The sequence below is a fragment of the Isoptericola sp. NPDC057653 genome (genome assembly GCF_042799955.1).
Classification (GTDB): Bacteria; Actinomycetota; Actinomycetes; order Actinomycetales; family Cellulomonadaceae; genus Isoptericola.
This window is the reverse complement of sequence record NZ_JBHVHP010000002.1, coordinates 15,430-28,783: the sequence shown is the minus strand read 5'-3', so window position 1 is coordinate 28,783 and position 13,354 is coordinate 15,430. Positions and strand designations below refer to the sequence as shown.

The following is a 13,354-nucleotide window of genomic DNA, read 5'->3' as shown; positions in this document are numbered from 1 at the left end:
CGCGCCGTCACTCCGCGACGCCGGTGATGACGCTCATCGACTTCTCCAGCTCGGCCTCGATCGACGCGAGCAGGCGCTCCTCGACCGACGGGACGCCGATCTGGTCGATCAGCTCCGCGAAGAAGCCGCGCACCACGAGGCGACGGGCGTCGACCTCGGGGATGCCGCGGGCCATGAGGTAGAAGAGCTGCTCGTCGTCGAAGCGGCCGGTCGCCGACGCGTGCCCCGCGCCCTCGATCTCGCCCGTCTCGATCTCCAGGTTCGGCACCGAGTCGGCGCGGGCGCCGTCGGTGAGGACCAGGTTGCGGTTGAGCTCGTACGTGTCGGTGCCCTCGGCCTCGGCCTGGATGAGCACGTCCCCGACCCACACCACGTGCGCGCCGGCACCCTGCAGGGCGCCCTTGTAGGTGACGCGCGACTTGCAGCGCGGCACGGCGTGGTCCACGAACAGGCGGTGCTCCTGGTGCTGGTTCGCGTCCGCGAAGTAGAGGCCGACCATCTCGACCTCGCCGCCCTCGCCCGTGAACGTCGCGTCCGGGGTGATGCGCACGACGTCGCCGCCGAACGTCACCACGACGTGCTTGAGCTTGGCGTCGCGACCGATGCGCGCGCGGTGGCTCGAGGCGTGCACGGCGCCGTCGGCCCAGTCCTGCACGGAGACGACCGTGAGGTGCGCCCCCTCGTCGACGACGATCTCGACCGTCTGGTTGAGGACGGCCTCGCCGCGGTGGTCGATGACGACGACGCCCTCGGCGTGGTGCTCGGCGTGCACCAGCAGGTGCTGCGCCGTCGCGTCCTTGGTCGCGCCCTCGACCCGCACGGAGGTGACGTCGGTGGCGACGGCCTCCGCGGGCAGGGTGATGACGGTCGCCTCGGTCGCGGCGTTCCACGCGGTCACGGCGGTGCGGTCGCCCGGCTTGCCGGTCGTGCCCAGGCGCGGGTCGTCCTTGCCGACGATCTCGACCTTGGCCTCCGGCGTCTCGACGACGCCCGTGAGGACGCCGCCGGCGCCGAGGTCCTCGCCGAACAGCGGCTGGAGCCGCGCGACCGGCGAGAACCGCCACTCCTCCTCGCGCCCGGTGGGCACGGGGATGTCGGCGAGGTCGAACGAGGTCTTGCGCTCCGCGCGAGAGCCCGCCGGGACGACGCCGTGGGAGTGGGCGCCGTCGGCCACGGCGCGGGAGTGATCGGTAGTGATGGCCATCAGCCGACGGACCCTTCCATCTGCAGCTCGATGAGGCGGTTGAGCTCGAGCGCGTACTCCATGGGCAGCTCGCGCGCGATGGGCTCGACGAACCCGCGCACGATCATGGCCATCGCCTCGGTCTCCTCCATGCCTCGGGACATGAGGTAGAACAGCTGGTCCTCGCTCACCCGCGAGACCGTCGCCTCGTGCCCCATGGACACGTCGTCCTCGCGGACGTCGACGTACGGGTAGGTGTCGGACCGGGAGATCTGGTCGACCAGCAGCGCGTCGCACAGCACGGTCGACGCGGAGTGCTTGGCGCCCTCGAGCACCTGCACCAGGCCTCGGTACGACGTGCGGCCGCCGCCACGGGCGACGGACTTCGACACGATCGACGAGGACGTGCGCGGCGCGGCGTGCACCATCTTGCAGCCGGCGTCCTGGTGCTGGCCCTCGCCCGCGAAGGCGATGGACAGCGTCTCGCCGCGGGCGTGCTCGCCGAGCAGGTAGATCGCGGGGTACTTCATCGTGACCTTGGAGCCGATGTTGCCGTCGACCCACTCCATGGTGGCGCCCTCGGCGGCCGTGGCGCGCTTGGTCACCAGGTTGTACACGTTGTTCGACCAGTTCTGGATGGTCGTGTAGCGCACGCGGGCGTTCTTCTTCACGACGATCTCGACGACCGCGGAGTGCAGCGAGTCGCTCGAGTAGATCGGCGCGGTGCAGCCCTCGACGTAGTGCACGTAGGAGCCCTCGTCCGCGATGATCAGCGTCCGCTCGAACTGGCCCATGTTCTCCGTGTTGATGCGGAAGTAGGCCTGCAGCGGGATCTCCACGTGCACGCCGGGCGGCACGTAGACGAAGGAGCCGCCCGACCACACGGCCGAGTTCAGCGCCGCGAACTTGTTGTCGCCCGACGGGATGACGGTGCCGAAGTACTCCTGGAACAGCTCGGGGTGCTCGCGCAGCGCGGTGTCGGTGTCGAGGAAGATGACACCCTGCTTCTCGAGCTCCTCGTTGATCTGGTGGTAGACGACCTCGGACTCGTACTGCGCGGCGACGCCGGCCACGAGGCGCTGCTTCTCCGCCTCGGGGATGCCGAGCTTGTCGTAGGTCTCCTTGATGTCCTCGGGCAGGTCCTCCCAGCTGGCGGCCTGCTTCTCCGTGGAGCGCACGAAGTACTTGATCCGGTCGAAGTCGATCCCGGTGAGGTCGGCGCCCCAGTTCGGCATCGGCTTCTTCCCGAACAGCCGCAGCGCCTTGAGACGGAACTTCGCCATCCACTCGGGCTCGTCCTTCAGCGCCGAGATGTTCTTGACGACGTCCTCGTTCAGACCGCGCTGGGCGGCCTCGCCTGCGGCGTCGCTGTCGCGCCAGCCGAACTGGTACGCGCCGATCGAGTCGATGATCTCGTCATCGGACCGCTTCTCGGTGCCCTGCGCCGAAGCCTGGGCGGCGTCCTGGGTGGGAGCGCTCATCGTGTTCCTTCCTGCGTGCCGCGGATGCGGTGGGCCGGGGTGGGGAGGTTCTGGGGTGAGACCTGCGTGGTGACGGTCGGGACGTTCGTGACGCAGGCGTGCGCGCCGCCCGCGATGGTGGCCAGGCGCTGGACGTGCGTGCCCAGCAGCTCGGAGAAGGCGCGGGCCTCCGCCTCGCACAGCTCGGTGAACTCCTCGGCGACGTGCTGCACGGGGCAGTGGCCCTGGCACAGCTGGACCGTCGGGAGCAGCGGGCCGGACACGGGCCGGACCGATGCCGCGTAGCCGTCGTCCGAGAGCAGGTCCGCGAGCTGGCCCGCGCGGCCCTCGGGGTCGGCGGCGGTGAGGCGCGGCGCGTACCGCGCGACGACGGCGTCGTACCGCTCCGCGGCGAACCGGGCGACGGCCTCGCTGCCGCCGGTCTCGCGCAGGTGGCGCATCACCTGTGCCGCGAGCTCGGAGTAGCCGCCCGCGAGGTCGGACTGCCCGCGCGTGCTCACGACGTACCGGCGCGCCGGCCGGCCGCGGCGACCGGACGACGGGCCGCCGTCGTGCACGGCGATCGTCCCGTCCTCCTCGAGGCAGGCCAGGTGGCGGCGCACCGCCGCGGAGGTCAGGCCCAGGCGGTCGGCGAGCTCGGCCGCGCTGACGGGCCCCTCGCCGGCGACGAGCTCCAGGACGCGACGGCGCGTGGTGCCGTCGGCCTCGGGCGTGGCGTCGAGGGCGCGGGGGGCGACGCGCGCGGGCGTGCGGTCCGTCGTGCTCGTCGGCATGCGCTCATCCCCCTCACGGCTCGTGGGCCACCGGGGGCAGGCCTCAGCTGCAGACCTCGACCACCGGCGACGACGTCGATATAGGGAACATCCTTGTTGCGTAATCCAGGATGTCAAGCAAGGCATGCCTCACCGGGCCCCCTCCTGGGCCGCTGGGAGGGCAGCTGTCGCGAACGTCACTCCCCGGTGACGATGCGCCCCTCGATGACCTCGCCCGGACCGCCGCCGGGACCCTGCCGGCCGAGCTGGCGCAGCTTGATCCCCAGCGCGATCATCACGATGCCGATGATCACCGCGAACACGCCGATCACGATGGACAGCCCCACGATCGCGTCGGCGGGGTTGGCGAAGCACACCACCGCGAGCGCGATGAGCAGCAGCCCGGCCAGGAGGTTCCAGACCCACGACGCCCCGCCGCGGCGGCGCATCGCCGGCACGACGAACAGCTGGAGCAGGCCGAAGATCAGCGCCCAGACGGCCACGAGGATCAGGACGATCCCGAGGAAGACCTTCGGCAGGAGCAGCAGCAGGGCGCCGAAGACCAGCGCGACGATGCCGATGCCGGTGTTCACCGAGCCCGCCGACGACCCCCGGCGGCGCAGCCCGTCGACGAGGCTCACCACGCCGTCGACCAGCACGAACACCCCGAAGACCTGGACGAGCACCGTCGGGGTCTTGTCCGGCAGGAAGATCGCCAGCAGACCGAACAGCAGCGCGAGCACACCGCGGATCACCGGCCAGTACCACAGGCGCCGGGCCAGCGCGGCGACGTCCTGCGGCGGGGTGAACGTGTAGAAGGTCATGGTCGTGCTGCTCCTCCGGTCGCGCCTGACGCCCGTCGCCCGGTCCGGGCGACTCCGTAGAATCTTCCGGTGCCCACCTCGATCGCGCCATCGGGCGCGGACGGCGCCACGCCGTCCGCCCGCCCTGCCGAGGACCGCCGCACCGCGAGCGCCGGTGCCGCCGTCCATGTGCAGGGCCTCGTCAAACGCTACGGCGGGAGGGATGTGGTCGCAGGGCTTGACCTCGTCGCCGACGCCGGCGCGGTGACCGCCGTGCTCGGCCCCAACGGTGCCGGCAAGACCACCACCGTGGAGTGCTGCGAGGGGCTGCGGTCCCCCGACGGCGGCACCGTGCGCGTGCTCGGCCTCGACCCGGTGGCCGACGCCCGCGCCCTGCGCCCCCGCGTGGGCGTCATGCTGCAGGACGGCGGGCTGCCCACCGGTGCCCGCGCGGGCGAGGTGCTGCGGCACGTCGCCGCCATGTACGCGGCCCCGCGCGACGTGGCCGAGCTCGGCGAGCGCCTCGGCATCGGCTCGTTCGCACGGACCACGGTGCGCCGCCTGTCCGGGGGGCAGCGCCAGCGGCTGTCGCTCGCCGCGGCCGTGGTCGGGCGCCCCGAGGTCGTGTTCCTCGACGAGCCGAGCGCGGGCATGGACCCGCAGAGCCGGCACGCCGTGTGGGACCTCGTGCGCGAGCTGCGCGACGAGGGCACCGCCGTCGTCCTCACGACGCACCTCATGGACGAGGCCGAGGACCTGGCGGACCGCGTCCACGTCGTCGACCACGGGCGCGTCATCGCCAGCGGCAGCGTCCCCGAGCTCCTCTCCCCCGACGCGCAGGACGACCGGACGCTGCGGTTCGACGCCGCCCCCGGCCTGGACGTCGCCGCACTCGCCGCCGCGCTCGGCACCGCGCCCGGCACCGCGCCCGGCACCGCGCCCGGCCGTGCGGGCGACCACGGCACCTGGGCGGTCGCCGAGCCGCAGCCCGGCTCCTACGTCGCGACGGGGCCCGCCGGGCCCCGCGCGCTGGCCGCGCTGACCGGCTGGCTCGCCGACCACGACGTCCTCGCGAGCCGGCTCACCGTGGGCCGGCGCACGCTGGAGGACGTCTTCCTCGACCTGACGGGACGGCACCTGCGATGACGACGACCACCCCCGCCCCCTCGGACGCGCCCGCCGCGCTGGCCGCCCCCGCGTGGCGCCGGGTCCTGGCCCAGGCCGGGTTCGAGACGCGCGCCGTGCTGCGCAACGGCGAGCAGCTGCTCGTGACCGTCGTGCTGCCCGTCATGGTGCTGCTCGGCCTGACGCGCACCAGCGTCATCGAGATCGACACGGGCGGCCTCGCGCGGATCGACTTCGTGACGCCGGGCGTGCTGGCGCTCGCCTGCGTGTCCACGGCGTTCACCTCCCAGGCCATCGCCACCGCCTTCGACCGGCGCAACGGCGTGCTCCGCCTCCTGGCCACGACGCCGCTGGGCCGCGGCGGGCTGCTCGCGGGCAAGCTGCTGGGCGTGCTCGCGGTCGAGGTCGTGCAGGTCGTCGTGATCGGGGCCGTCGCGCTGGCGCTCGGCTGGCAGCCGGCCGCGGGCGGGATCCTGGCCGCCGTCGGCGTCGGGCTGCTCGGCACCGCGTGCTTCACGGCGCTCGCGCTGCTCCTGGCGGGCACGCTGCGCGCCGAGGGCGTGCTCGCGCTCGCCAACCTCGTCCTCGTGCTCCTGGTCGTGGGCGGCGGCCTGCTGGTGCCGCCGGAGCAGCTGCCCGGGGCGCTCGCCCACGTCGCGACGTTCCTGCCCTCGGGCGCGCTCGGCGAGGCGATGCGCGGCGCCCTGATCGGCACCGGGGTGCCGGCGCCGGCGGTCGTCGTGCTCGCGGCGTGGACGGCGCTCCTCGCATGGGCCGCGGCCCGCTTCTTCCGCTGGCAGTGACACCGGGCCGCGAGGCGGGCCAAGGTCACACCGCGGGGTGCCCGGAGGCGCCCGGACGGCCGCATCCTGGCGATACCGTGGACCCGTGACCTCGCCGAGCCCCGCAGCGCCCGCCCCCGAGTCGGGCGCCGCCCTGCCGACCGACCGGCACGACCGTCGCGACCCGCTCGCGCGGTTCCGCTCCTGGACCCGCGGCGTGCTGCTCGCGAACGTCATCGGGCAGATCCTCATCATCGGCACCGGCGGCGCCGTGCGGCTCACCGACTCCGGGCTCGGCTGCTCGAGCTGGCCGAACTGCGAGCCCGGCGAGTTCACGCCGGCGTTCCACCAGGCCTCGTCCATCCACCCCTACATCGAGTTCGGGAACCGCACGCTGGCGTTCCTGCTCGCGATCGTCGGGCTCATGGTCCTCGTGCTCGTGGCCACCGACCGCAGCCGGACGCGGTCGTTCCGCGCCCTCGGCGTGGTGCCCCTGGCGGGCGTCGTCGCGCAGGCGGTCATCGGCGGCGTCGTGGTGCTGCTGCACCTGCACCCGGGCTGGGTCTCGCTGCACTTCGGCGTCTCGGCGGCGCTCGTATGGTTCAGCGCCTACCTGCTGCACCGGCACGGCGAGGGCGACGGCGGTCCCGTGCGGGTCGGGGGGCGGGCCGTCTCCGTGGTCGGCACGGTCCTCGGCGTCCTGCTCGTCCCGATCGTCACCCTCGGGGTGCTCGTCACCGGCTCCGGCCCGCACTCCGGCGACACCTCCGTGGGCTACCGCCTCGCCCTCGACCCCCTGACGGTCACCAAGGCGCACTCCGGCTCCGTCTGGCTGTTCACGATCACGCTCGTCGTGCTGCTGGTGCTGCTGCACCGCGCGGCGGCCGGTCCCGGCGTGCCGGCCGCACGGAAGGGCGCGTGGCTGCTGCTCGCCGTCACGATGACCCAGGGGCTCATCGGCTACGTGCAGTACTTCACCGGCCTGCCCGAGCTGCTGGTCGGCATCCACCTGGTGGGCGCGGGCTGCCTCACCTGGGCCACCGCGAACGCCGTCCTGCGCCTGCGCACCCGCTCCTGAGCCGCGCGCGGCCCGGCTCCGGCGGGGCGCCGCGCTACGGTGCTGGCGTGCGCATCGAGGTCGAGGGCCGCCCCGCGACGGCCGAGCAGGTCGCGTCCACCGACGGCCACTTCACCGCCATGCAGGTCCGCGGCGGCGGGGTGCAGGGCCTGGAGCACCACCTGCTCCGGCTGGACGCCGCCCACCGCGAGATCTTCGACGCGCCCCTCGACGGCGACCGGGTCATCGGTCTGGTGCGGCACGCGCTCGACGGCCGTGCGGACGCGTCGGTGCGCGTCGTGCTGCGCGACGCCGAGCACGTCGCCGTCCAGGTCGCCGGCCCCCGCCTCCCGCCCGGCACGCCCCAGCGCCTGCGGGCCGTGCCGTACCTGCGCCCCTTCGCGCACCTCAAGCACCTCGGCGGCTTCGCGCAGGCGCAGTGGGCCCGGCAGGTCCGCCGCGAGGGGTTCGACGACGCCCTGCTGACCGGCCCCGACGGCGCCGTGGCCGAGTCGTCGATCGCGAACGTCGGGTTCCTCGAGGCCGACGGCGGCGTCGTCTGGCCGACCGCGCCGCACCTGCGAGGCACGGGCCTCGCGCTCGTCGAGGCCGCCACGCCCTCCTGGGCCCACCCCGTGCACCTGCGCGACGTGCCCGGCTTCGCAGGGGCCTTCCTCGTCAACTCCATCGGGATCGTCGCCGTCGCGTCCGTCGACGGGACCCCGCTGCCCGACGCCGCGGGACGCGTCGCGGAGATCAGGGCCGCGCTGTCCGCCCTCCCCTGGGACGCCGTCTGACCCTCGCCGGGCCGCGGCGCTGACGGCGCCGCGCGAGGCCGTGACAGCGCCGTGACAGCGGCCTGCGAGCGCCGCCGCGCACGGTGGTGCCATGACCACCACCGCGATCGAGGCCGAGGGCCTCGTCAAGATCTTCGGCGACAACCGCGCCGTGGACGGGGTCGACCTCACGGTCGCCACCGGCACGGTCTACGGGGTGCTCGGCCCGAACGGGGCCGGGAAGACCACCACGATCCGCATGCTGGCGACCCTCCTGCGCCCCGACGCCGGGCGGGCCTCCGTCTTCGGCCACGACGTGGCGCGCGAGCCGTTCGTCGTGCGGCAGCTCATCGGCGTGACGGGGCAGTACGCCTCGGTCGACGAGACGCTCAGCGCCACGGAGAACCTGCTCCTCTTCTGCCGCCTCAACGGGCTCAAGGGCGCCGCCGCGACGCGCCGCACCCGTGACCTGCTCGAGGAGTTCAACCTCACCGACGCCGCCGCGCGCCCCCTGAAGAACTTCTCCGGCGGCATGCGCCGCCGGCTCGACCTCGCGGCCAGCCTCATCGCGCAGCCGCCGCTGCTCTTCCTGGACGAGCCCACCACGGGCCTCGACCCGCGCACGCGCGCCCAGATGTGGGAGACCATCCGCCGCCTCGTCGCGACGGGCTCCACGGTGCTGCTCACCACGCAGTACCTCGACGAGGCCGACCAGCTCGCGGACCGCATCGCGGTCATCGACCGCGGGCGGGTCGTCGCGGAGGGCACCGGCGACGAGCTCAAGTCGTCCGTGGGCGAGCAGTCGCTGCAGCTCACGCTCGTGCGCCCCGAGGACGCCCCCGTCGCCCTCGAGGCCGTACGGGACGTGCTCGGCGTGCCGGCCACGCCGTCGCCCGAGGCCCGTCGTCTCACGGTGCCCGTCGCCGACCCGGCCCGCGTCACCGACCTCCTGGTCCGCCTCCGCGGCGCCGGGATCGACATCGACGGCCTGTCGATGGACAAGCCCACGCTCGACGAGGTGTTCCTGACCCTGACCGGCCACGGCGCGACCGAGGCCGACGCCCCCGAGGAGATCTCCGCATGACCACGCTCACCACCGCCCCCGCGGCGCCGCCGGCGTCGGGCGGGCGCATCGTCCCCGGCGCCGAGCGCACCCTGCGCAACCGCGTCACCGTCGGCCAGGCCGTGTCCGACTCGCTCGCCATGGCCCGGCGCGGCCTCATCAAGATCCGCCGCACGCCCGAGCAGCTCATCGACGTCACGGTGCAGCCGATCATCTTCACGCTGATGTTCACCTACATCTTCGGCGGGGCGATCTCCGGCAGCATCGCGGCCTACCTGCCCGTGATCATCCCGGGCATCCTCGTGCAGACCGTCATCACGGCCTCCGCGGTCACCGGCACCCAGCTGCGCGAGGACATGGACAAGGGCGTGTTCGACCGGTTCCGGTCGCTGCCCATCGCCCGCATCGCGCCCCTCGCCGGCGCCCTGGTCGCGGACCTGGTCCGCTACCTCATCGCCACGACCCTGACGATCGTCATGGGCCTGATCATGGGCTGGCGCCCGGGCGGCGGCGTCGGCGGCGTGCTGCTCGCCGGCCTGCTGGTGATCGTCTGCGCCTGGTCCCTGAGCTGGATCTTCGCGTTCTTCGGCGTCATCGGCCGGTCCGCGTCGTCCGTGCAGGGCATCTCGTTCCTGGTGCTCTTCCCGCTGACGTTCCTGTCCAACGCGTTCGTCCCCGTGGACACGATGCCCGGCTGGCTGCAGGGCTTCGTCAACGTCAACCCGGTGTCGCACCTGGTGACGGCCGTGCGTGACCTCGCCAGCACCGGCAGCGTCACGGGCCAGGTCGGCATCGCGCTGCTCAGCTGCGCCGTCGTCGTGGCGATCTTCGCCCCGCTCGCCGTGCGGAGCTACATGAAGAAGGCCTGACCGGGGCCGCCGGCCCCCGGCTCGGCGTCGTGCTCCTGGGCCGCCTCGTCCGCGAGGCGCCCCAGGAGCACGTCCGCGCGTGGCACCAGGCCGTCGCGGTCGAGCTCGGCCGCCCGGCGCTCCGCGTCCCGCAGGAGGTCGGCGCCGCCCGCCGTGCCGGACACCGCCTCCCGGACGGCTTCCCGGAGCGACGACAGGCGGAGCGCCGGCACGTCCTGCCGCCCGCCGAGGCGGCCCGCGAGGGCCAGCAGCTCCACCCCCGCGGACACGCGCTCACGGGACTCCCCGGCCCCCGCCGGGCCCGCGCCCATACAGCCCCAGTAGGCGACGCCGATCGCCGACATCGCGAGCACCGGGCGGTCGACGAACCCGCGGCCGGCGCCGCGGGCCCCGCGCCCGACCTCGACGATCCGGCGCACGAGCCCGGCGTCGCCGTCCCCTGCCTGCACGCGCCGCACGAGCGCGGCCGAGGCGGCCATGAGGAACCAGGGGGCACCGTCGGGGCCGGGCCGCCCCCCGCCGAGGGCGTCCACGGAGCGCGCGAGGTGCTCGAGGGCGACCGCCCGCTCCCCGCGGAGCCAGGCGAGCTCGCCGCGCCCCAGCTCGAGCACGGTCCACGCCTCGACCGCCTGGGAGCCCTGGGCCTCCGCGGTCGCCGCCGCCATCGCGGTCATCGCCCGCTCGGCGGTCTCGACGTCGCCCAGGGTGAGCGACGCGCACAGCTCGATCCACCACGTCTGGCGCAGCATCTCCCCGGCGCCGAGCGCCCCGACGCCGTCGCGGGCGACCGCGAGCCACCGCAGCGCCGCGGCCGCGTCGCCCTCCTCGGCGACGAACGACGCGACCACCATCGCGGACATCGCCGTGGCGGCCGGGTCACCGACGGCGCGTGCCACCTCGTGCGCGGCGGTGGCGTGCTCCACGGCGCGGGCCAGCTCGCCGTCGTTCTCCTGCAGCTGCGCCTCGAACATGTGGGCGATGAGCGCGGTGTAGCCGTCGTCGGACCCCTGCAGCCGCAGGAGCACCTCGTGGAGCTCCTCCGGCGTGCGCGCCAGCACCACGGCGGACAGCGCCCGGGTGCGGGCGCCCACCGCGCCGCTGGTGCGCAGGAGCCGGCGCAGGCGGCCGAGGGGGCGCGCCGCCTGCCCGGGGACGCCGAAGACCGACGCCCCCGCGATCACCTCGAGCGTGATCGCGGTCGCGTCCGCGTGCTCGTCGGGGACCTCCCAGCCCCGCAGCGACTCCAGCGCCGCGGGCGTGAGCCCGATGACGCGCTCCTCCGCGCCGCGGGAGGCCCAGCTGCCGAGCAGCGCGACGAAGCCGTGGACGACGACGTCCGGGCGCCCGCGCTCGATCGCGCGGCGCACCGCGTACACGAGGTTCTCCTGCTCGCGCCCGAGCTCCGCGACGGCGAGGTGCTGGTCCGGGGACAGCACGCGCGCGGCGCAGCGGCGCGCGACGGCGGTGGCCCAGCCGAGCACGGCGTCCTCGGCCGAGCGCTCCTCGTGCGCGGCCGCCAGCCTCAGCAGCCCGAACTCCCGCACGGTCTCGACCATGCGGTACCGGCTGGCGCCGTCCGCCTCCTCGACCCGCACGAGGGACTGCAGCACGAGGGCGTCGACGTCGTCGTCCACCTGCCAGCCGGGCACGTCGGGCAGGAGGGCGCGGGCCGCCTCCGCCGAGAACCCGTCCGGGAGGACGGCGGCGCGCCGCCACAGCGCCTGCTGGCCCGCGGTGAGCAGGTTCCAGCTCCAGTCGAGCACCGCCTCCAGCGTGCGGTGCCGGTCCGGGACGGAGCGGTCGCGCACCCGCAGCAGGGCGAACCGCTCGTCGAGCCGGGCGTCCACCTCCGCGACGCTCAGGGTGCGCACCCGCGCCGCCGCCAGCTCGATCGCCAGGGGCAGGCCGTCCAGCCGCTCGCACAGGTGCGCGACGGCCGCCCGGTCGAGCAGGGCGTCGGGGCGCACGGCCCGGGCCCGCTCGACGAACAGGCGGACGGCGGGGCCGTCGTCGTCGCCGTCGGGCGCGGAGCCGAGGGGGGCCGGCGCGTACGTCGCCTCCTGGTCCAGGAGCAGCGGGGTCCGGCTCGTGGCGAGCACCCGCAGCCCCGGCGCGACCGCCAGCAGCGCGCCGGCCCATCGCGCCGCGCCCTCCACGACGTGCTCGCAGTTGTCGAGCACGACCAGGGCCTCGGCGTCGCGCAGGCGCGTGGTCACCTGGGTGGCGAGGTCGCCCGCCTGGAGCCGGTCGGCCAGGCGCACGGAGCCGACCCCCGGAGCGACGCCCAGGGCGTCCGCGAGCGCCAGGACCACGTCGTCGTCGCTCCGCACGCCCACGAGCTCGACGACGACCACGACCGGGGTGCGCCCCAGCGTCCGCCGGGCGACCTCCTGCGCGAGCCGGGTCTTGCCGAGCCCGCCCGGGCCGAGGACCGTGACGAGGCGGGAGGCGGTCAGGGCGTCGAGGAGCGCGGCGACGTCCGGCTCGCGACCGAGCAGCGGCGTCGGGTACGTGCGCAGGCCCCGCGCCGTGCCGCCGCCGTGCGCGCCCCCGGCGCCGGGGGCGCCCGCGCCGGTGGCCGGCGCCAGGGGCGGCGAGGGCGCGGCCGCCGGCGCGTCCGCACCGACCGGGCGCGCGACGGGGTGCGCCGGCTCCCCGACCTCCGCGGCGAGCCGCTCGTACAGGGCGACCGTGGCCGGGCCGGGCTCGCTGCCCAGCTCGCGCACCAGCACGGACCGCAGCCGCGTGAAGACCCGCAGCGCCTCGCCCGCACGCCCGAGGCCGCCGAGCGCCGCCATGAGTGCGCGGGCGGCGTCCTCGTCGGTGGGGTCGGCGGCGACGTCGGCGCCGGCGAGCTCGGCCACGAGACCGTGCTCCCCCGCGGCCTCGGCCGCGTCGCGGCGCACGGTGCGCAGCTCGTCGCGGCGACGCCGGGCCACGGCGGCGAGCTCCACGGCGACCGCCGCGAACTCGCCGCCCTCCAGGTCGACGCCGGGCGTGCCCGACCACAGCGCCAGGGCCCCCTCGGCGGTGCGGGCGGCGACGCGCGGGTCGCCGGAGACGAGCTCGCGGCGCGCGGCCGTGAGGCCCTCGCGCGCCAGGTCGAGATCGGTCGTCACGCCCAGGGCGTACCCCGCCTCCGTGGCCCGCACGACGCCCCGCCCCGCCACGGCCCGCAGCCGCGAGACGAGGTTCTGCAGGGCCGCCCGCGGGTCGGCGGGCAGGGACTCCTGCCACAGCCGGTCGACGAGGACGGACGACGAGACGCCGCGCGGACCCGCGAGGGCGAGGAGCACGACCAGCGCGGAGGCACGGGTCCCGCGCGGCGCGCGGTCCTCCGCCCCGGGCCCGGCCACCCGGACCGGGCCCAGCACCCGCACCGCGGGCGCGTCCGCCGGCGCCGACGATCCGTCGGTACCGGGCTCGGGGAGGGAGGCGTCACGCACGCCTGTGGAGCCTACCG

Annotated in this window: 11 protein-coding genes; 6 read left to right on the top strand and 5 right to left on the bottom strand. The window is 75.2% G+C overall.

Annotated elements, in window-relative coordinates; all coding sequences use genetic code 11:
- Window positions 1-7 precede the first annotated feature (7 nt).
- The 4 genes from sufD to ACFU9A_RS11415 form a co-directional block, all read right to left on the bottom strand.
- Window positions 8-1,204 (bottom strand): Fe-S cluster assembly protein SufD, encoded by a 1,197-nt coding sequence (sufD, locus tag ACFU9A_RS11430; RefSeq protein WP_430575405.1) that lies wholly within the window; start codon window positions 1,202-1,204, stop codon window positions 8-10.
- Window positions 1,204-2,664 (bottom strand): Fe-S cluster assembly protein SufB, encoded by a 1,461-nt coding sequence (sufB, locus tag ACFU9A_RS11425; protein ID WP_430575404.1) that lies wholly within the window; start codon window positions 2,662-2,664, stop codon window positions 1,204-1,206. The genes sufD and sufB overlap by 1 nt, the downstream gene beginning before the upstream one ends.
- On the bottom strand, window positions 2,661-3,437 hold the full coding sequence (locus ACFU9A_RS11420) for a helix-turn-helix transcriptional regulator (protein ID WP_430575403.1): 777 nt from the start codon (window positions 3,435-3,437) through the stop codon (window positions 2,661-2,663). Before ACFU9A_RS11420 ends, sufB begins: the two co-directional genes overlap by 4 nt.
- 176 nt (window positions 3,438-3,613) lie before the next feature.
- Window positions 3,614-4,240: an HdeD family acid-resistance protein gene (locus tag ACFU9A_RS11415; RefSeq protein WP_430575402.1), complete on the bottom strand. Its 627-nt coding sequence runs from the start codon at window positions 4,238-4,240 to the stop codon at window positions 3,614-3,616.
- Between the two features lie 69 nt (window positions 4,241-4,309).
- Between ACFU9A_RS11415 and ACFU9A_RS11410 the strand changes: the two genes are divergently transcribed.
- From ACFU9A_RS11410 to ACFU9A_RS11385, 6 genes are all read left to right on the top strand, one after another.
- A complete protein-coding gene (locus ACFU9A_RS11410) occupies window positions 4,310-5,365 on the top strand; it encodes an ABC transporter ATP-binding protein (RefSeq protein ID WP_430575401.1) in 1,056 nt (351 codons plus the stop codon).
- Window positions 5,362-6,147, top strand: a complete 786-nt coding sequence (locus ACFU9A_RS11405) for an ABC transporter permease (protein WP_430575400.1) — start codon at window positions 5,362-5,364, stop codon at window positions 6,145-6,147. Before ACFU9A_RS11410 ends, ACFU9A_RS11405 begins: the two co-directional genes overlap by 4 nt.
- A gap of 85 nt (window positions 6,148-6,232) precedes the next feature.
- Window positions 6,233-7,204, top strand: coding sequence for a heme A synthase (locus ACFU9A_RS11400; RefSeq protein ID WP_430575399.1), 972 nt, complete (start codon window positions 6,233-6,235; stop codon window positions 7,202-7,204).
- Between the two features lie 47 nt (window positions 7,205-7,251).
- Window positions 7,252-7,980: an aminotransferase class IV gene (locus ACFU9A_RS11395; protein WP_430575398.1), complete on the top strand. Its 729-nt coding sequence runs from the start codon at window positions 7,252-7,254 to the stop codon at window positions 7,978-7,980.
- Between the two features lie 91 nt (window positions 7,981-8,071).
- Window positions 8,072-9,043, top strand: coding sequence for an ATP-binding cassette domain-containing protein (locus tag ACFU9A_RS11390; RefSeq protein ID WP_430575397.1), 972 nt, complete (start codon window positions 8,072-8,074; stop codon window positions 9,041-9,043).
- Entirely contained in the window at window positions 9,040-9,891 is an 852-nt protein-coding gene (locus tag ACFU9A_RS11385; protein WP_430575396.1) for an ABC transporter permease, read from the top strand. Before ACFU9A_RS11390 ends, ACFU9A_RS11385 begins: the two co-directional genes overlap by 4 nt.
- Here ACFU9A_RS11385 and ACFU9A_RS11380 read toward each other — a convergent pair.
- Window positions 9,873-13,337: a BTAD domain-containing putative transcriptional regulator gene (locus ACFU9A_RS11380; protein WP_430575395.1), complete on the bottom strand. Its 3,465-nt coding sequence runs from the start codon at window positions 13,335-13,337 to the stop codon at window positions 9,873-9,875. The two genes, ACFU9A_RS11385 and ACFU9A_RS11380, sit on opposite strands and share 19 nt — an antisense overlap.
- Between the last annotated feature and the right edge of the window lie 17 nt (window positions 13,338-13,354).

Coding starts and splice junctions, on each gene's coding strand:
- sufD (WP_430575405.1), bottom strand. CDS start 1,204: ATGGCCATCACTACCGATCACTCCCGCGCCGTGGCCGACGGCGCCCAC.
- sufB (WP_430575404.1), bottom strand. CDS start 2,664: ATGAGCGCTCCCACCCAGGACGCCGCCCAGGCTTCGGCGCAGGGCACC.
- ACFU9A_RS11420 (WP_430575403.1), bottom strand. CDS start 3,437: ATGCCGACGAGCACGACGGACCGCACGCCCGCGCGCGTCGCCCCCCGC.
- ACFU9A_RS11415 (WP_430575402.1), bottom strand. CDS start 4,240: ATGACCTTCTACACGTTCACCCCGCCGCAGGACGTCGCCGCGCTGGCC.
- ACFU9A_RS11405 (WP_430575400.1), top strand. CDS start 5,362: ATGACGACGACCACCCCCGCCCCCTCGGACGCGCCCGCCGCGCTGGCC.
- ACFU9A_RS11390 (WP_430575397.1), top strand. CDS start 8,072: ATGACCACCACCGCGATCGAGGCCGAGGGCCTCGTCAAGATCTTCGGC.
- ACFU9A_RS11385 (WP_430575396.1), top strand. CDS start 9,040: ATGACCACGCTCACCACCGCCCCCGCGGCGCCGCCGGCGTCGGGCGGG.